The 18093-nt window shown below is 65.0% G+C and carries 8 protein-coding genes and 3 rRNA genes; 5 read left to right on the top strand and 6 right to left on the bottom strand.

The window, feature by feature from the left end:
• Positions 1-40: 40 nt before the first annotated feature.
• From ACVTJA_RS28175 to ACVTJA_RS28155, 5 genes are all read right to left on the bottom strand, one after another.
• Positions 41-667, bottom strand: coding sequence for a hypothetical protein (locus ACVTJA_RS28175; RefSeq protein WP_465824171.1), 627 nt, complete (start codon positions 665-667; stop codon positions 41-43).
• Positions 664-3549 carry an Hsp70 family protein gene (locus ACVTJA_RS28170; protein WP_465824169.1) on the bottom strand — a complete coding sequence of 962 codons (2886 nt, stop codon included), beginning with the start codon at positions 3547-3549 and terminating at the stop codon, positions 664-666. Before ACVTJA_RS28170 ends, ACVTJA_RS28175 begins: the two co-directional genes overlap by 4 nt.
• 52 nt (positions 3550-3601) lie before the next feature.
• Positions 3602-5071 carry an MDR family MFS transporter gene (locus ACVTJA_RS28165; protein ID WP_465824167.1) on the bottom strand — a complete coding sequence of 490 codons (1470 nt, stop codon included), beginning with the start codon at positions 5069-5071 and terminating at the stop codon, positions 3602-3604.
• A 111-nt stretch (positions 5072-5182) separates the two neighbouring features.
• On the bottom strand, positions 5183-5665 hold the full coding sequence (locus ACVTJA_RS28160; RefSeq protein WP_465824165.1) for a (2Fe-2S)-binding protein: 483 nt from the start codon (positions 5663-5665) through the stop codon (positions 5183-5185).
• A 2-nt stretch (positions 5666-5667) separates the two neighbouring features.
• Positions 5668-7773 (bottom strand): xanthine dehydrogenase family protein molybdopterin-binding subunit, encoded by a 2106-nt coding sequence (locus ACVTJA_RS28155; protein ID WP_465824164.1) that lies wholly within the window; start codon positions 7771-7773, stop codon positions 5668-5670.
• A 257-nt stretch (positions 7774-8030) separates the two neighbouring features.
• On the opposite strand from ACVTJA_RS28155, the gene sthA reads away from it, so the two are divergent.
• Positions 8031-9428, top strand: coding sequence for a Si-specific NAD(P)(+) transhydrogenase (sthA, locus tag ACVTJA_RS28150; protein WP_465824162.1), 1398 nt, complete (start codon positions 8031-8033; stop codon positions 9426-9428).
• 72 nt (positions 9429-9500) lie between these two features.
• Here sthA and ACVTJA_RS28145 read toward each other — a convergent pair whose 3' ends face one another.
• On the bottom strand, positions 9501-10577 hold the full coding sequence (locus tag ACVTJA_RS28145) for a hypothetical protein (RefSeq protein ID WP_465824160.1): 1077 nt from the start codon (positions 10575-10577) through the stop codon (positions 9501-9503).
• Between the two features lie 1249 nt (positions 10578-11826).
• Between ACVTJA_RS28145 and ACVTJA_RS28140 the strand changes: the two genes are divergently transcribed.
• The 4 genes from ACVTJA_RS28140 (at position 11827) to ACVTJA_RS28125 (ending at position 18021) form a co-directional block, all read left to right on the top strand.
• A 16S ribosomal RNA gene (locus ACVTJA_RS28140) occupies positions 11827-13364 on the top strand.
• A 410-nt stretch (positions 13365-13774) separates the two neighbouring features.
• A 23S ribosomal RNA gene (locus ACVTJA_RS28135) occupies positions 13775-16737 on the top strand.
• Between the two features lie 163 nt (positions 16738-16900).
• Positions 16901-17017: ribosomal RNA gene (rrf, locus tag ACVTJA_RS28130) — 5S ribosomal RNA — on the top strand.
• Together the 16S, 23S and 5S rRNA genes form the textbook arrangement of a ribosomal RNA operon.
• 173 nt (positions 17018-17190) lie before the next feature.
• A complete protein-coding gene (locus ACVTJA_RS28125) occupies positions 17191-18021 on the top strand; it encodes a hypothetical protein (protein WP_465824159.1) in 831 nt (276 codons plus the stop codon).
• The last annotated feature ends 72 nt before the right edge of the window (positions 18022-18093 follow it).

Genomic DNA, 18093 nt, shown 5'->3' with positions numbered 1-18093 from the left:
GGATACGAGTGTGCATCCCCGGTGGAGCCCTCGGTATGGCTCAGCGGCCGAGCATCAGCCTACGGCCACTCGGTGACAGGTGGTGCTCCAGCTCGGTCCCGCTCAATCGCTCGTGCTCGGCGTAGTCGAGCAGCGCATATCGCAGCTCGTCATCACTGAGGTAGCCGCCGCGAGACACGGTGCCGTCCATGTCCTCTGAATACACGCCCGACATGAGGAGCGCGCCCAGGCCGAGCTGGAAGACGGTGAGGTCCGTCAGCCACTCCATCTGCGCCATGGCGGACGAGGGTTGCGGGCAACGCGCCATGATGCGGGACGTCACCGCCCGCCAGTGGAGCGAGATGACGTGATGCGCGACCTCGTGCGCCAGTGCCGTCGCGCAGCGCTCGCTGTGGCCCACGAAGGACATGGGCAGGCGGATGCGCGAGCGGCCCAGCTCGGCCAGTCCTCCGACGTGCGCCTCGAACGTGGCATCCCAGTGGAAGTCGACGTCCAGCGCGTGAGGCATCCGCGCATGCGTCACCACGCGCTGGATGCCGCGGCGAATGAGTGCCTCGTCCGGGCTCGCCAGCTCCGCGTAGAGCAGCTTCGTGTCCCGGAAAAGGGGACGCGGCCCGAGCAGCCCGCGAAGGAAGGCCGCCTCCACGATGATGCGCTCCTGGCTCATCGCGACACCTCCGAACCGCCTCGCAGCAACCGCGCCGCCACCGGCCGCAACTCCGGCGCAGTGAGCCATGTCCACAACGTGCGCAGCACGCCCGACAGCCCCAGCTTCCCGCCGGTCCGCACGCGGGCCAGCACGGCATAGAAGCGCGACGTGCCCTCCGCCACCTTGCCGGAGAGGCCGCGCAGGTAGGCGGCCGCGCCTTCCACGGCGGCCCGCCCGGAGGGGCGCAGCAACACCTTCATCGCGAGCGCTTCCAGCTCACGGCTGGCCAGTCCGCCCAGGGCCTTCCACAGCGTCACGTGTTCCGGAGCCTGCTCCAGCATCGGATGGACCAGCGGCGTGAGCCCACCGGGCATCGCGTGGAAGCTGGCCAGGAGCCACGCGAGGAAGGCCTCCTGACCGGGGACGGCCGCCCCCGCCAACAGGCGCGTGCGAGCGTCGAGCCCGAGCGAAGTCACCACGCGCTCCAATGCCACCGCATCCTCTTCGCGCCAGCGGGCCAGGCGCGCCCAGGCACTCGCGTCCGCTGTCGGAGTCAGCACGAGGGCCACGTCGCGAGCGAGACGCAGGCGGCGGGGCGCATCGTCTGGAATCGAATCGGGGCGCTCGGTGGAGAACGCCAGCACGGCACGCGTCAGGGGAGTGGCCGCCCTCGCGGCGAGCACGGCGGGCACCGCGTCCCGTCCGGAGCCCGGGCGCAGCGACAGCCACAGAAGCTCGGCGAGCGGCGAGACGAAGCTCTCGGGGTAGAGCGTCCGCAGCAGGGAGAGCGCGAGCGGAGGCTCGCCGGAAGGCCGCGGCAATCCGGGAGCCCGGTCCTCCTCGTGTGCCCGGTCCGCCCAGTCCAGCAGCAGCTCCATCGCGCCGCGTGCCGCCTCCGGCTCCTCGCTCACGAGCGCCACGCTGCCCGCCGCGAAGTGCTCCCATGGCGTCGTGGTGCCCGACAGCACCTGGCCCACCTGCGCCACGCCGAGGCCCGGCGCCGCGAGCACCGCCAGCACCTGCCGGCCCCGTCCCGGTGGAAGCTCCTGCAGCACCGCGTCGGCCATGTCCCGCAGAGTGCCGGCCTTCCGCGCGGAGTCGAGCTCGGCCTGTGCCTCGGCCAGCCACTGGCGGTCTCCGCCCCGCGCCGCGTCGAGCAGTGACACACCCGGCGCGGTGGCACCGGAACCCGACAGCGGAGAAGGCAGGGGCCAGTCGCCCTCGACGGAGCCGAGCGCGCGCAGCAGGCGGGCGCGGGAGCGGAGTGCCGCCCAGTACGCCGTTTCGCCTTCGCCCAACGTGGCCCCGGCCGACAGGTGGTGAGCGGCCAGGTCCGCCATCTCCCGCAGCCGGCGCACGGTCTCCGCGCAGCCCTTGCGCTCCAGCGCCTCGGCAAGCTGCTTCGCATCCCGCTGCACGTCGCGAAGTCGTTTCTCCTGGTGCTGCTGGGGCTGGGCGGTGCGACGGGTCTCCACCCATTCCGAGACCTTCCGCCCCATCACCGACTTCTGCGCGGCATTGAGGCGCGCGGCGGACATCACCGTCTGACGATGGCTGATTCCGAGCGCGCGGAGCTCGGCGACGATTTCCAGCTCCGCGTTCAGGTCGAGCGTGATTCCAAAGTGGAGCTCCTCCTTCGGCGCATCCGGGGACAGCGTGGAACCATTGGCCTGGGGTGGCAGCTCCAGGGCCACGGAGCCCAGCAGCTCGTGTGAGCCGGGCTGAGCTCCGCCCTCCACGACGTGGACGCGCAGCTCCGACCGGGGGCGCTCCGTGGTGAGCTGCGCGCTCTTGCGGAAGGGAATGGAGTGTCCCTGCTGGAGGAGCCACGCGGGCTTGTTCTCCTCGAGGAGGATGCCCACGGGACGCGGCAGCGCGGAGACGAGCAGGCCACCGCGCCGCTGCGCCAGGGACTGCGCATGGAACAGCGCGCCCCGGGCCACCTCGTCTCCGTGGCACTCGTGCAGCCGGGTGCCGACCAGGTCCTCCATGAGCTGGGTCCGGAAGCGCTGGATGCGCGCGGAGCCACCAATGAGCAGACAGTGACTCGGCGCGCGCTCGCGAATGAGCATGCGCGTCTCGCGGACCACCTTGCACGCGGCGTCGAGCAGGGGAGTGCTCAGCCGGAGGATTTCCTCGCCGCGCAGCTCCACCACCACGGGCTCGGCGCCCTCGTCGCGCCAGAGGCGGAGCTGGCCGTTCTGCCCGGCCAGGGTGGCAATCTTGGCGTTCTCCAGCGCGGCCATGAAGCGACGGAGGCGCGCACCGCGCAGGGTTTCGGGGTCCACCCGCGCCGTGCGCGCGGCGTAGTGCAGCACGAGCGAGTCCAGGTCGAACCCGCCGATGGGCGCGCCACCGATGGCGAGCGTGTCCACGACGGAAGCCTCGGTCTCCACCATGGCCACGTCGACGGTGCCTCCGCCGAAGTTCACGGTGAGCAGCAGGCGGTCCTCCATGCCGCCGGGTTGGCGGGACCACCAGACGGCCAGTGCCTCGGGCTCGGGGAGGACGCGGCGCACGTGGAAGCCGGCCAGCTCGGCGGCCTCGCGCAGCACGGCGCGCTGGCGCATGCCCCACGAAGCGGGCGCGGTGAGCACGGCCGACAGTGTCTCACCCGCGGGAGGAGTCGGCAGGCGCGCGCGCAGCTCGCCGAGTACATGCGCCGCCACCTCCTGCGGAAACCAGCGCCGCTTCGCGCTCTCGCCGAACTGTCTCTTCACCCCCGGTTGCCCCACCCACGAGGACGCGTCCTCGGGAGGAAGGTGCCCGACGTGAGGATGCTTCCGGCCGTCCTCGTCGAACCACACCACGGAGGGAATGGGTTCGCACACCCGTATCTCGCCCCCATCGTCCCAAGCGGCGAGCGTCTTGGTCGTTCCGAAGTCCACCCCGACATCCATGCCCGAGATCCTACGCCCGGCCTGGAGCCCCACGCGAGGAGGGGCCCCTGGGTCAATGCGGAGCCGCCGCGTCCGCCGCGGAGACGGGCGTCCCCGTCTGCCGGGACACCTTGGGGAAGAACAGCCCCGCGGCGAAGGCGGCCACGGAGAAGGTGCAGATGAGCCAGAAGTTGATGGTGAGTCCCGCGCCGAGCGCACTGCTCAGCGTCTTCAGCATCTCCGGAGGCACGCCATGGCCATGCTCGGGGCCGAGCAGTGCGTTGGCGGCGGAGAGCGGAATGCGCGGGTCCTTGATGAGCTGGGACACCATGACGCCTCCCATGATTCCCACGCCGAGCACACCGCCGATGGTGCGGAAGAACATGTTGCTGGCGGTGGCCACGCCGCGCAGCTCCCAGCCCACGCTGGTCTGCACCGCGATGAGCAGCGCGGTGGACGCGAAGCCCAGCCCCACGCCGAACACGCCCATCGCGAGCTGGAGCAGGAGGATGGGCGAGTCCGGCCGGAGCAGCACGGCCATTGCCCCGGTGCCCGCCACCGTCAGCCCGAGCCCACCGACGATGAGCGGACGGAAGCCCGTCTTGAGCATCAGCCGTCCCGCGAACAGCGCGGCGGTCGGCCACGCGACGATCATCGGCGTAATCATCCCGCCCGCCAGCGTGGGCGAGCCGCCGAGCACGGCCTGCACATACAGCGGCACGTACGTGGTGGCCCCGAACATCGCCGCGGAGAAGCACGCGCCCGCCACGGAGGAGATGGCGATTGCGGGCTGCTTGAAGATGGTCATGGGGATGACGGGCTCCGGCACCCGGCGCTCCACGAAGACGAAGGCGGCGAGCAGGAGGATGGCCACGGGCAGCGCCAGCATGTTCCGCCCGACGCCCTGGACGCCGAAGAGCAGCGCCACCACACCTGCGGAGAGCAGCGTCGCCCCCGCATAGTCGAGCCGCTGAGGCTTGCGCTGCACCTGCTCATGGAAGAACGCCATCAACAGGAGCGAGGTGGCCACGCCCACGGGGACGTTGATGAAGAAGACCCAGTGCCAGGACAGGTACTTCACGATGAGGGCGCCGGTGAGCGGCCCCACGAGTCCGGCGATTCCCCAGACGGCGCTGAAGGCCCCCTGCACCTTGCCGCGCTCTTCAATCGTGTAGATGTCCCCGATGATGGTGAGGGAGATGGGCTGCATGGCCCCCGCGCCCAGGCCCTGCAGGGTGCGGAAGGCGATGAGCATGCTCATCGAGGTGGACAGGCCGCTGGCGATGGAGCCGACGAGGAAAAGGCCGGTGCCGAACAGGAGGATGGGCTTGCGACCGTACAGGTCCGACAGCTTCCCGTAGATGGGGACGGTGATGGTGGAGGACAGCATGTACGCGGTGAAGACCCACGCGTAGCTCTGGATTCCTCCCAGCTCGCCCACCACGGTGGGCATGGCGGTGGAGACGACGGTGACCTCCAGCGCCGCCATGAAGAGGCTCAGGGCGAGGGCCAGGGTGGTCAGGGGACGATGGGTCTTTCGCATGGGTGTCGGAGCGGCGCCGGAGACGCGGCCTTGTTAACGGGCGCGAAGGGAGGACGCCACCGACAAGCGGTCCTTCCCACGGCACCGTTCAACACCCCTGCGGTCGTACGCTCAGCGAAGTCCGGTGCCTGCTTCCCGGAGCTGCCGGGCTGCTCGCTTGATGGCGGCACGGATGCGCACGTACGTGCCGCACCGGCAGACGTTGTCGCTCATGGCCGCGTCGATGTCGGCGTCCGTCGGGTCCAGGTTCCTTCGTAGGAGCGCCACGGCGGCCATGATCTGCCCGGGCTGACAGAAGCCGCACTGGGCCACGTCTTCGGCAATCCACGCCTGCTGCACGGGATGGAGTCCGTCACTGCCCAGGCCCTCGATGGTGGTGACGTGCGCGCCGGCCACGCCGCTGACGGGCTGGATGCAGGGGCGGAAGGCATCGCCCTCCAGGTGGCTCGTGCAGGCGCCGCACACGCCCACGCCGCAGCCGTACTTCGGCCCCGTGACACCGAGCAGGTCACGCAGCGCCCACAGCAGCGGAAGGTCCGCGGGGGCTTCCACCGACACCGTCTGGCCGTTGAGGATGAACTGGTAGGCCGGCATGGTCAGGCTCCTGCGTCGAGCAGCGGAAAGCGGGTGGGCATGGTGCCGGTCGCCCGGGCGATGGCATTGGTCAGGGCCGCGGCGGCACTCGGATAACCGAGCTCGCCCACGCCCCCGACGTGGTTGTCCGAGCGGACGAGGTGGACGGCAATCTCCGCGGGAGCGTGCCGCATCCGGAGCCACTTGTAGTCGGCGAAGCTGCCCTCGCGAACGGCGCCCGAGTCGATGTGGAGGCCCGCGCTCAGTGTCGTGGAGAACGCGTCGATGGCCGCGCCCTGGAGCTGCGCCTCGATGCTCTTCGGGTTGATGGGCAGGCCGACATCGGCGGCGATGACGACACGCAGCACGCGAGGCGCCTCGCCAGTGACGTCGACCTCGACGAGGTGGGCCACGGCGCTGTCCCACTCCTCGAGCACGGCGACGCCCTGGGCGACTCCGGGCGGCAGTGGCCTGCCCCACGCCCCTTCGAGAGCCACCTTGTTCAGCACGGCCTTCAGCCGGTTCGACGAGAGCTGCGAGCGCCGCAGCTCCACCGGGTCACGTCCCAGCTCACGCGCGAGCTGGTCGATGAACACCTCGTTGGCCACGCCGACCTGGCTGGTGAACACCGAGCGGAACGACGCGGTGGGGATGGGGATGGAGACCTCGCGCAGCTCCTGGCCTACCAGCCCGAAGCGGTACGGCACGTGCTGGGACAGCGCGAAGAAGGTCGCGGCGGTGAGGTCGGGAAGGGCGGTGCCGAGCAGCGAGGTGAGGACGTCCCCGAAGCCATGGGGAAGCTCCACGGTGGGAATGGCGGCGCGGTGGTGCCAGCCGAGGATGGAGCCATTCGCGCCGAGGTACGCGAGGATGCGGTGGTGGCTGGCCGGCCGGTAGTGTCCGTGCCGCATGTCGTCGTTGCGCGTCCACATCAGCTTCACCGGCCGCGAGAGCGCACGTGAGCTGAGCGCGGCCTCGACGGCGGCCTCGGCGAAGAACCGCCGGCCAAAGCCACCGCCGGCGCGAGCCGTATGCACCGTCACTCGCTGAGGCGTGAGGGCCCAGCCCAGCGCCTGGGCCACCTCGCGCTGGATGAACTTGGGGTCCTGTGCGCCCATCCAGAGCTCGGCGCGGTCAGCCGTCACGCGGGCCACGCAGCTCTGCGTCTCCATGGGCGCATGCGCGAGGTAGGGAAAGTCGAACCGGCCCTCCAAGGTGCGTGCCGTGAACAGCGGCGGCAGCGGTCGCGCGCCGATGGCATCGCGAAGCCGCGTGCGGATGTTCGCGTCGGAGAGGTTGCTGGCTGGCCCGGGGCCCCACGAGACCTGCACCGCGTCCCGGGCCGCGAACGCCTGCGCGTAGGTCTTCGCGGCGACCGCCACGCCCGAGGGCACGCGTGCCACGCCGAGGACACCGGGCATCGCCAGCGCTGTCGACGCGTCGAAGCTCTGTACCGTGCCACGCAGCGTGGGAGGCCGCGCCACCACGACGGGCACCGCGTCTGGGATGTCCAGGTCGAGCGCGTACTTCGCCGCCCCGGTGACGATGTCCAATGCGTCGATGCGGCCCGTGGGCTGACCGACGACGGTGTACTCGCTCGGGTCCTTCGGCTGCGGTGAGACGAGGAGCAGCAGCACGGCCGCCGCCTCCGGGGCCAGCTCGCCATAACCGGCGCGGCGCCCATCCGGAGCAACGACTTCACCATTCACGGTGGTGAGGCTCTGCGCGGACACGTGCCACCGGTTCGCGGCCGCGGTGACCAGCCGTGCGCGTGCCGTCGCGGCCGCGGCGCGGATGGGGCCGGCGAGATAGCGCATCGTCGACGAGAGCCCGGTGAGCTGGATGACCCAACGCGGGTCCGCGTCGTCGGTGCGGACCTCCACCGCCCCGAGGGCGACATCCAGCTCCTCGGCCACGAGCATGGCCACGCCGGTGGTGATGCCCTGTCCCAACTCCGTGCGAGGCAGGGTGGTGTGGATGCGCCCATCGCTCTGGATGGCGACGTAGGCGTTGAGAGGAGTCTCACCAGTCTCCGCCGCATCAGCCTGAGGGACGTCGAGCCCCAGCCGCGCGGCGACGACCAGCGCGGGTGAAGCTACCACCCAGGTGAGGAACCGCCGACGACCCATCACGACTTCATGCGTTCCGGGGGTATCCGCCATGCGCTGAGCATGGCACATGGCCACGTTCCGGGAAAACCCGAGTTCCAGAAACTCCAGCCAGCCGCCATGGCTGTCACGCCGTGAACTGGAAACGCGCGGGGCGCTCCAGCGCCTGCTCCCCCGGCCCGGCCGCGCCTCGGATGGGTCGAGCGGGCGGCCAGCGGTTGCTGCTCCCCGGCTCATGCTTCGTGGACAGCAGGAAGTCACGTGGTAAGGCTGCGCGCATGACCGTTCGGCAGTTCGACGTGGTGGTGCTCGGCTCCGGTCCGGGTGGAGAAGGCGCTTCGATGAAGGCGGTGAAGTCCGGCCGCCGGGTGTGCACGGTGGAGCAGAGCCCCTTCGTGGGTGGAGCCTGCACCCACACCGCGACCATTCCATCCAAGGCGCTGCGCCATGCCGTCCAGCGACTGGTGGACGTGCAGGGAGACCATCCGGAGCTGCGTGCGGAGCTGGCGCGCAACACCACCCTGTCGGACATGCTCCGCAAGGCGTCCTCGGTGGTGTCCAAGCAGGTGCAGTTGCGCAGCACCTTCTACGAGCGCAACCGCGTGGACCTGGTGGTCGGCCGGGCGCGCTTCCTGGACGCCCACACCGTGGAGGTCTCCGAGCCGAGGGGCTCGCACGAGCTGCTGTCCGCCAAGGCCTTCGTCATCGCCACAGGCTCGCGGCCCTACCGCCCGTCGAGCGTGGACTTCAGCCACCCGCGCGTCTTCGACTCGGACACCATCCTCACGCTGAAGGAAGCGCCGCTGACGATGATCATCTACGGCGCGGGCGTCATCGGCTGCGAGTACGCCTCCATGTTCCGGATGCTCGGCGTGAAGGTGGACCTGGTGAACACGAGGGACAGGCTGCTGTCGTTCCTCGACGATGAAATCTCAGACGCGCTCTCGTACCACCTGCGCGAGCAGGGCGTGCTCATCCGCCACCAGGAGGAGATGGAGAAGGTGGAGGCGCGGGCGGACGGCGTGGTGCTCCACTTGAAGAGCGGCAAGCAGCTCAAGGCGGACGTCTTCCTCTGGGCCAACGGGCGCACGGGCAACAGCGCGGGCCTGGGCCTGGAGCCGCTGGGCATCGCGGTGGACTCGCGGGGCTGCATCCAGGTGAATGACGCGTACCAGACGGCCGTGCCCCACATCTACGCCGTGGGCGACGTGGTGGGCGCGCCGTCGCTGGCGAGCGCCTCGTATGACCAGGGCCGCTTCGCCGCCACGCACATCGTCGAGGGGCGGCTGGAGCACAAGCTGGTGAAGGACATCCCCACTGGCATCTACACCAGCCCGGAGATCAGCAGCCTCGGCCGTACCGAGCGAGAGCTGACGCAGGCCGGAGTCCCCTACGAGGTGGGCCACGCCTTCTTCAAGAGCCTGGCTCGCGCGCAGATTACGGGCCGCACCGTGGGCATGCTGAAGCTGCTGTTCCACCGGGAGACGCGAGAGATTCTCGGCCTCCACTGCTTCGGGGACAACGCCTCGGAGATCATCCACATCGGCCAGGCCATCATGGCGCAGGAAGGCCCGGGCAACAGCATCGACTACTTCGTCAACACCACGTTCAACTACCCCACCATGGCCGAGGCGTACCGCGTGGCCGCGCTCAACGGGCTCAATCGCCTGTTCTGACGGGGGTGAGGGAGGCGCTCCACGTGCGCGCCTCCCTCGGGTGTGCTCAGCGCTTCCAGCTCGAGACTCGCTTCAGTCCACCGAGGCCTGGTCCACGTAGAAGACGACACGCCCGCCGGAGGCCGGGCTGGTGGAGCTGTTGTAGCCCTCGGTCACCGTCCACAGGTTGGTGCCGCTGCCCGTGGCATGCATGCCCTCGGGCATGCGGGCCCAGTCTCCGTTGCTCGACAGGTATGCGGTGCGCGACGCGCCCGTGGACACCTTGAAGAGCGCGCCGCTGTAGCGCGTGGAGCTCAGCCAATAGGACGTCGTGGCAGTCGTGGTCATGATGGGGGCCACGCCCTGCACGTTGGGTTCGTTCATGATGTACGCCCGCTCGGGCGAGACGACGCCGCTCACCGTCTTGAGTCGGTTCGTGGTGGCGTCCACCGGCCAGCGGTAGAGCCGTCCGCCGAGGCCGGGCGTGGAGCCGTCATGGGGGCACTGCGCGTCGCTGCTGTTGCAGTACTCACCCGAGAGCACCACGTCCGTGGCACCGCGCGTGTCCTTGCCGAGGAAGGAGAACTTCGGACGACAGGGACTGGTGATGGTGGACGGCACCACATACGCGCTCACCTGTGGCAGCACGTACTTGTAGCCATAGGCGCACCACACCGAGCCGTACGCGCCAATCCGCGTCTCGCAGGCCGTGCCGGTATTCACCTCCCGAATCTGGGTGAGGTCGAACACACGCAAGCCCTGCGAGGTGTCGGCCAGGTAGAGGTAGTTGCCGTACCAGGCGAGGCCACCCCCATGCACCGGAACGGTGGTGAAGTTGCCGGAGCTGGTGGGCCGCACGAGGAGGACGTGGCGGTAGTTCACCGCGCTCAGGGACATATCCGAGATGTCCGCCACGGAGATGCGCACACCCTTGTCCGGGTTGGTGAGCGCGTAGTGCCAGGCGACGATGGCGATGTTGGTGCTTCCGGACACGCCGGCGGTGAGCGCCTGGGGCACCCACTCCGTGGTGGACATGTCCCCATCGTTCCAGCGGAAACCGCCCTTGTAGCCCGCGGCCGGTGGATGGTTGGTGCCGGTGAGGATGGGGCCCACGCGATTCAGGTCGGCCAGCACGCCCGGCATCCCCACGGCGGGCCCCACCGGCGTCATGTAGGACGCGTAGCTGCTCCACGTGTTCTGGTCCTGCAGGCGGAGACAGCTCGCATCGTGTGTGGCCAGGGGCGCACCCTCGGTGAGGGATTGCTGCTGGCCGTCGAGGACGTTCTGCTCCTCGTGTCCGGACTCGACCGCGGGGCCGCACGCAGCGAGTCCGGCCGAGACGGCGGCCCACGTGGCGAGAGAAAGGAACCGGCTGCGCTTGAGGAAATCCTTCAGGGCTGCCTCCAGGTAGAAAGAGGGAGAAGATCTCCTCTCGCACTCACGACGAGGACAAGAGTCAGGTTGCAGGGAGGGCAGGGGAGAAGCCGAGGGAGTCGCTGTCGGGAGGCCGTGGACGAGGCACTTCCGAAGCCGGCAGAAAGAGTGCAACGAAGTGGTTGACTCAAGACGCGGCGGTGGTAGAAGCCGCGCCCCGCTCGACGCCCCGCCTGGCCCGAAGCAGAGCCTGGCGGGAACGAAGAGTGGGGGAAGAAAGAGTGCAACGAAGCGGTTGACTCGAAGCGCGGTGGTGGTAGAAGCCGCGCCCCGCTCGACGGACTGGTTGGCCGGCAGCAAGCAGCCAAGGGGTTCCGGAGAAGAGCAGGAAGAAAGAGTCAGCAAGTAGCGGTTGACTCGAAACGCGGTGGTGATAGAAGCCGCGCCCCTCGCAACGAAGCCCGCGCACTGGCGCGGAAGGAACTTCGGCAGCGGGTTCAAGCAGCACCGACACACGGAATATGGCGGTCGCCGAAGCAGGTTGACGGACGACGCGGCAACGAAGTAGAAGCCGCGCCCCCGACCAAGCGAAGCCCGGGAAGAAGTCAAACGGGCAGCAAGGTTGGGAAAGTCAACGAAGCAGCGGTTGACAGGGATGGCGGCAACGAAGTAGAAGCCGCGCCCCCTCGAAAGAAAACAGCAGAAGCCACTGGGCGGTGCTGAAGACTTCGAGGACGCCGCGAGAAAGCGAAGACAAAGGTTGCAAGTCGACGCAAACTCGAATAGAAACTGCAGCCCCGCTGGACGAAACAGCGAGATGCAGACGAAGCAAAGGTAGCAAAAAGTCGCGGGCGGTACAAGCGACTCGGTCTTTGAAAACCAAATAGCAAGCCCAAGTAGAAGACAGATTGCGGAAACCGCAGTCAATTCTTTGAAGGTGCCAGCCAGGTCGCGCTGCGAAGCGCAGCCGGCAGCACCTGATGAATCAGCGAGTCTTCAGTCCTTAGCCGGACTGGGACTGATGCCGGTTCAATTCTTCAAAATTCAATTGGAGAGTTTGATCCTGGCTCAGAACGAACGCTGGCGGCGTGCCTAACACATGCAAGTCGAGCGCGAATAGGGGCAACCCTTAGTAGAGCGGCGCACGGGTGCGTAACACGTGGATAATCTGCCTGGATGCCCGGGATAACCAGTCGAAAGATTGGCTAATACCGGATAAGCCCACGGCCTCTTCGGAGACTGAGGGAAAAGGTGGCCTCTGTATACAAGCTATCACAACCAGATGAGTCCGCGGCCCATCAGCTAGTTGGCGGGGTAATGGCCCACCAAGGCAACGACGGGTAGCTGGTCTGAGAGGACGATCAGCCACACTGGAACTGAGACACGGTCCAGACTCCTACGGGAGGCAGCAGTGGGGAATTTTGCGCAATGGGCGAAAGCCTGACGCAGCAACGCCGCGTGTGTGATGAAGGTCTTCGGATTGTAAAGCACTTTCGACCGGGACGAAAACCCGTAGCCTAACATGCTACGGCTTGACGGTACCGGGAGAAGAAGCACCGGCTAACTCTGTGCCAGCAGCCGCGGTAATACAGAGGGTGCAAGCGTTGTTCGGAATTATTGGGCGTAAAGCGCGTGTAGGCGGCGTGACAAGTCGGGTGTGAAAGCCCTCAGCTCAACTGAGGAAGTGCGCCCGAAACTGTCGTGCTTGAGTGCCGGAGAGGGTGGCGGAATTCCCCAAGTAGAGGTGAAATTCGTAGATATGGGGAGGAACACCGGTGGCGAAGGCGGCCACCTGGACGGTAACTGACGCTGAGACGCGAAAGCGTGGGGAGCAAACAGGATTAGATACCCTGGTAGTCCACGCCGTAAACGATGAGAACTAGGTGTCGTGGGAGTTGACCCCCGCGGTGCCGAAGCTAACGCATTAAGTTCTCCGCCTGGGAAGTACGGTCGCAAGACTAAAACTCAAAGGAATTGACGGGGGCCCGCACAAGCGGTGGAGCATGTGGTTTAATTCGACGCAACGCGCAGAACCTTACCTGGTCTTGACATCCTCGGAATCCCTCAGAGATGAGGGAGTGCCCGCAAGGGAACCGAGAGACAGGTGCTGCATGGCTGTCGTCAGCTCGTGTCGTGAGATGTTGGGTTAAGTCCCGCAACGAGCGCAACCCTCGCCTTTAGTTGCCACGCAAGTGGATCTCTAGAGGGACTGCCGGTGTTAAACCGGAGGAAGGTGGGGATGACGTCAAGTCCTCATGGCCTTTATGACCAGGGCTACACACGTGCTACAATGGCCGGTACAGAGCGTTGCCAACCCGCGAGGGGGAGCTAATCGCATAAAACCGGTCTCAGTTCAGATTGGAGTCTGCAACTCGACTCCATGAAGGCGGAATCGCTAGTAATCGCAGATCAGCACGCTGCGGTGAATACGTTCCCGGGCCTTGTACACACCGCCCGTCACACCATGGGAGTCGATTGCTCCAGAAGTCATCTCACCAAGAGATGCCCAAGGAGTGGTCGGTAACTGGGGTGAAGTCGTAACAAGGTAGCCGTAGGGGAACCTGCGGCTGGATCACCTCCTTTCTAAGGAGACCGGGTATCCGACAGCACCTTCGGGTGCAGTAGGGGATACCAGGAGCGCTTCGGTGCTCCGTCAGGTCAACCAGGTCAACGTTTCCGAGTCACAATCTGACTCTCTACTCTGGGCTTGCTGTTTGGTTTTGAAGGACTGAGTCCAACGACTCAGCTTCGCGTTCTTTGACAAGTGCATACGAAGGGTAAGTTCAATTTCTGCTGAGAGAAGTTCTCGCAGAGGACTGACTTTGCCAGGTGTGACGGAGCCGGGAGGCTCTGATGCGCCGACAGTGCAAGACAGTCCCATCAAGTGCTGAATCGAAGAAGTCTTCCGGGCCTGCTGCGAAGAGCAGGGGTCTGGGCCTTGGTCTCGAGTTTCAATAAGTCCGCCGGGAGGTGGGCCTGAAAGAGATCAGGGCAAGTAAGCTACTAAGGGCGTGCGGTGGATGCCTAGGTGCCAAGAGGCGATGAAGGACGCGGGTGGCTGCGAAAAGCTCCGGGGAGCTGTCAACCGAGCGTTGATCCGGAGATGTCCGAATGGGAAAACCCAGCGCTGCGAATAGCGGCGTTACCTCCAACTGAATTCATAGGTTGGATGGAGCTAACCAGGGGAAGTGAAACATCTCAGTACCCTGAGGAAGAGAAAACAACGAGTGATTCCCAAAGTAGCGGCGAGCGAAATGGGAGAAGCCCAAACCGATGTCACGCAAGTGGCAGCGGGGTAGTGGGTCCGCGGTAGGACTTTGACTGGCTAGCGGAAGGCTCTGGAAAGGGCCACCAAAGAGCGTGATAGTCGCGTACGCGAAAGCTGGTTGGAGCCGAGCGGGGTACCCAAGTACGGCGGGACACGTGCAATCCTGCCCGAATCAGCCGGGACCATCCGGTAAGGCTAAATACTCCTTGGCGACCGATAGTGAACAAGTACCGCGAGGGAAAGGTGAAAAGAACCCCGGTAAGGGGAGTCCAAAGAACCTGAAACCGCATGTCTACAAGCAGTCCGAGCACTACGCCGCAAGGCAGTGCGAGGGCGTACCTTTTGCATCATGATTCGGCGACTTAATATACGTAGCGAGGCTAAGCCGATAGGTGGAGCCGGAGCGAAAGCGAGTCCAAACAGGGCGTTCAGTTGCGTGTATTATAACCCGAAGCGGGGTGATCTACACATGGCCAGGTTGAAGTGCGGGTAACACCGCATGGAGGACCGAACTCATGAAAGTTGAAAATTTCTGAGATGAGCTGTGTGTAGGGGTGAAAGGCCAATCAAACTCCGTGATAGCTGGTTCTCCCCGAAAGATATTTAGGTATCGGCTCGGGCAATTCAATGCCGGAGGTAGAGCACTGGAACGGCTAGGGGTCTCACCAGATTACCAAACCGTACCAAACTCCGAATGCCGGCAATTGTTATCCCGGGACGCAGTCAGTGGGTGATAACGTCCATTGGCAAGAGGGGAATAACCCAGACCGACAGCTAAGGTCCCCAAATCTAGTCTAAGTGAACACTAGAAAGGATGTGGCAGGTCATTGACAACCAGGAGGTTGGCTTAGAAGCAGCCATCCTTTAAAGAAAGCGTAATAGCTCACTGGTCAAGACAGGCCGCGCCGAAAATGTAACGGGGCTCAAGACTAGTACCGAAGCTTCGGGTCATGCGTAAAGCGCATGGCGGTAGGGGAGCGTCCCAGTTGCAGCGAAGGTCGACTGAAAAGGCGGCTGGAGCGACTGGGAGTGCTGATGCCGAAATGAGTAGCGATAAAGGGGGTGAGAAACCCCCTCGCCGTAAACCCAAGGTTTCCTGGGTCAAGTTAATCTTCCCAGGGTTAGCCGGAACCTAAGCCGAGGCCGAAAGGCGTAGGTGATGGAAAGCAGGTTAATATTCCTGCGCCATCTTGTGAGCGTTGAACTAAGGGAGGACGGAGAAAGCTAGGCGAGCTGACCGGTGGTTGTGTCAGTCTAAAGGTGTAGGGGTGTCGCGTACGACTAAAGGCGCGGCAGTCATCCCCGAGACCCCATGGCGCCCCGTCAGGGGTAAGTCGCTGATGCTCGGCTTCCAAGAAAAGTCCCGTAGGGAGCTCATAGGGTGTCCGTACCGTAAACCGACACAGGTGGGTGAGGAGAAAATCCTAAGGCGCTTGAGAGAACTCTCCTCCAAGGAACTAGGCAAATTTCCACCGTAACTTCGGAAGAAGGTGGGCCTCTGGTAGGTGTAGGCGTACAGCCGAAGCCGAGAGAGGTTGCAGAGAAATGGCGGTAGCGACTGTTTACCAAAAACACAGGACTCTGCGAAGGCGACAAGCCGACGTATAGGGTCTGACTCCTGCCCGGTGCTGGAAGGTTAAGGGGATTCGTCAGCCGCAAGGCGAAGCGATGATCCGAAGCCCCAGTAAACGGCGGCCGTAACTATAACGGTCCTAAGGTAGCGAAATTCCTTGTCGGGTAAGTTCCGACCTGCACGAATGGAGTAACGACTTCCGCGCTGTCTCGGAGAGGGACTCAGCGAAATTGAAATAGCTGTGCCGATGCAGTTTACCCGCAGCAAGACGGAAAGACCCCGTGAACCTTTACTACAACTTGACAGTGACACTAGGGATTGACTGTGTAGGATAGGTGGGAGCCTTTGAAGCCGGGCCGCTAGGTTCGGTGGAGGCAACGGTGAAATACCACCCTGTTGATTTCTGGTGTCTAACCATGTCCCGTCATCCGGGACTGGGACACTGTCTGGTGGGTAGTTTGACTGGGGCGGTCGCCTCCCAAAAAGTAACGGAGGCGCGCGATGGTTCCCTCAGCCCGATTGGAAACCGGGCGGCGAGTGCAATGGCATAAGGGAGCTTGACTGCGAGAGAGACATCTCGAGCAGGTGCGAAAGCAGGTCATAGTGATCCGGTGGTCCTGAATGGAAGGGCCATCGCTCAACGGATAAAAGGTACTCCGGGGATAACAGGCTTATCTCCCCCAAGAGTTCACATCGACGGGGAGGTTTGGCACCTCGATGTCGGCTCATCGCATCCTGGGGCTGGAGCAGGTCCCAAGGGTTTGGCTGTTCGCCAATTAAAGCGGTACGCGAGCTGGGTTCAAAACGTCGTGAGACAGTTTGGTCCCTATCTGCTGTGGGCGTAGGATACTTGAGAGGCTCTGACCTTAGTACGAGAGGACCGGGTTGGAGGCACCGCTGGTGTACCAGTTGTCTCGCCAGAGGCATCGCTGGGTAGCCATGTGCCGATTGGATAACCGCTGAAAGCATCTAAGCGGGAAACCGACCTCAAGACCAGGTATCCCGGGCGCAAGCCCCTGAAGACCCGTCGAAGACTACGACGTTGATAGGCCGGGTGTGTAAGCGTGGTAACACGTTGAGCTAACCGGTACTAATGGGTCGAGCGGCTTACTTTCCCCGTTCTCTTCCATGCCTCCTCACGGGGCGTAAGGGACTCGGGGCCAAGGCCGAGGCTCGAGTGGTGAAAGCCACTCGCCTGGAAGACGCTTCAAAATAGGCGCAGCGAGACTTCACTCGCACGAATTGAAACTTACCCTTTGTATGCACTGTCGCTGATTTTCCGGTGGCTATGTCGGAGGGGTCCCACCCGTTCCCATCCCGAACACGGAAGTTAAGCCCTCCAGAGCCGATGGTACTCCGCGGGAAACCGCGTGGGAGAGTAGGTCGCTGCCGGATTCTTTTTGAGAACCCCCGTTGCCCTCGTGGCAACGGGGGTTTTCTTTTTCCGCGTCTGCCTTTGCGGCGCCATTTCGTTCGGCGCCCGGAAGACCGGAAAAACCTCCAGCCACAGCGAAGGCGCGGTGTTAGGCTCCGTGCGTCATTTGCTGGCCCCGCGCCGGAGGTGTTCCATGCCGAAACTGAAGCTGGGTGGTTCTTCTCCCTCTCCGTCCATTTCTCGCTCTCCGAGCCCGCCGCCGCTGGGTGGCGCCCAGAAGCGCAAGGCGGATGACGTGGACGGCTCCGCGCCGGCGAAGAAGCCGAAGACGGATGAGGCCAAGGACAACAGCACCGAGGCGCGGCTGAAGCGGAAGCACCAGCGGGACATGGACCGCATGAGCTCCAGCAGTGCCGTGGCCTCCCACTCTGGCACCAGCGGCTTCCGGGCGGACGCCGGCAATCTCGCGAAGAAGAACCCGAAGAACGAGCCGAAGACGAAGCTCGACACGCCGTTTGGTCCGGTCAATGCGAGCAAGTTCCCGACCTCGGACCCCGGGTTCAAGATCAGCAGCGAGGCGAAGAACTACGGGAAGAAGTCCTCCGTGGGGCACAAGTACTCTGACCTCGTGGACGGCATGAGGAAGAGCGGCGCGACCGACAAGGAGATTGCGACGGATCTCCTGAAGGCGCTCGAGGGCAAGGATCCGGAGAAGCTCACCAGCGGGCAGGCCAAGAATGCCGCGGCGAAGCTCTCTGCCATCACCCACGTCTCCGAACCTCAGCGTGTTCTGGGCTCCGACAAGGCGGCGCGTGGCGTGCTGCGCATGGTGCAGGACGGGAAAATCAGCCTCGACGACGCCTTCAAGGGCGACACGCCGACCTTCCCGATGGCGAAGAACCCGGACTACATGCGCCGCACGGTCAACTACAAGGACCAGAACTTCAAGAAGGAGACCCCCAAGCCGACGCAGTTCGACAAGCTGGGCGGGTACATGTCCGACAGCAGCGGCGACGAGAGCTGAAAGAACCTGGCGCTGGGGCGCTCGTGCTCCGGCGTCGCGTCCGACTGTGGCGACGGGGGGCTTCCGCTTTGA

The sequence above is a fragment of the Pyxidicoccus sp. M6 genome, assembly GCF_055568925.1.
Note: the sequence above shows the minus strand (reverse complement) of the source record. Positions and strands in the feature narration are given on the sequence as shown.

Bases quoted from the DNA above. Each gene is read 5' to 3' on its own strand.
- ACVTJA_RS28175 (WP_465824171.1), bottom strand. From the start codon at position 667: ATGAGCCAGGAGCGCATCATCGTGGAGGCGGCCTTCCTTCGCGGGCTG.
- ACVTJA_RS28170 (WP_465824169.1), bottom strand. From the start codon at position 3,549: ATGGATGTCGGGGTGGACTTCGGAACGACCAAGACGCTCGCCGCTTGG.
- ACVTJA_RS28165 (WP_465824167.1), bottom strand. From the start codon at position 5,071: ATGCGAAAGACCCATCGTCCCCTGACCACCCTGGCCCTCGCCCTGAGC.
- ACVTJA_RS28160 (WP_465824165.1), bottom strand. From the start codon at position 5,665: ATGCCGGCCTACCAGTTCATCCTCAACGGCCAGACGGTGTCGGTGGAA.
- ACVTJA_RS28155 (WP_465824164.1), bottom strand. From the start codon at position 7,773: ATGGGTCGTCGGCGGTTCCTCACCTGGGTGGTAGCTTCACCCGCGCTG.
- sthA (WP_465824162.1), top strand. From the start codon at position 8,031: ATGACCGTTCGGCAGTTCGACGTGGTGGTGCTCGGCTCCGGTCCGGGT.
- ACVTJA_RS28145 (WP_465824160.1), bottom strand. From the start codon at position 10,577: ATGACGCCGGTGGGGCCCGCCGTGGGGATGCCGGGCGTGCTGGCCGAC.
- ACVTJA_RS28125 (WP_465824159.1), top strand. From the start codon at position 17,191: ATGCCGAAACTGAAGCTGGGTGGTTCTTCTCCCTCTCCGTCCATTTCT.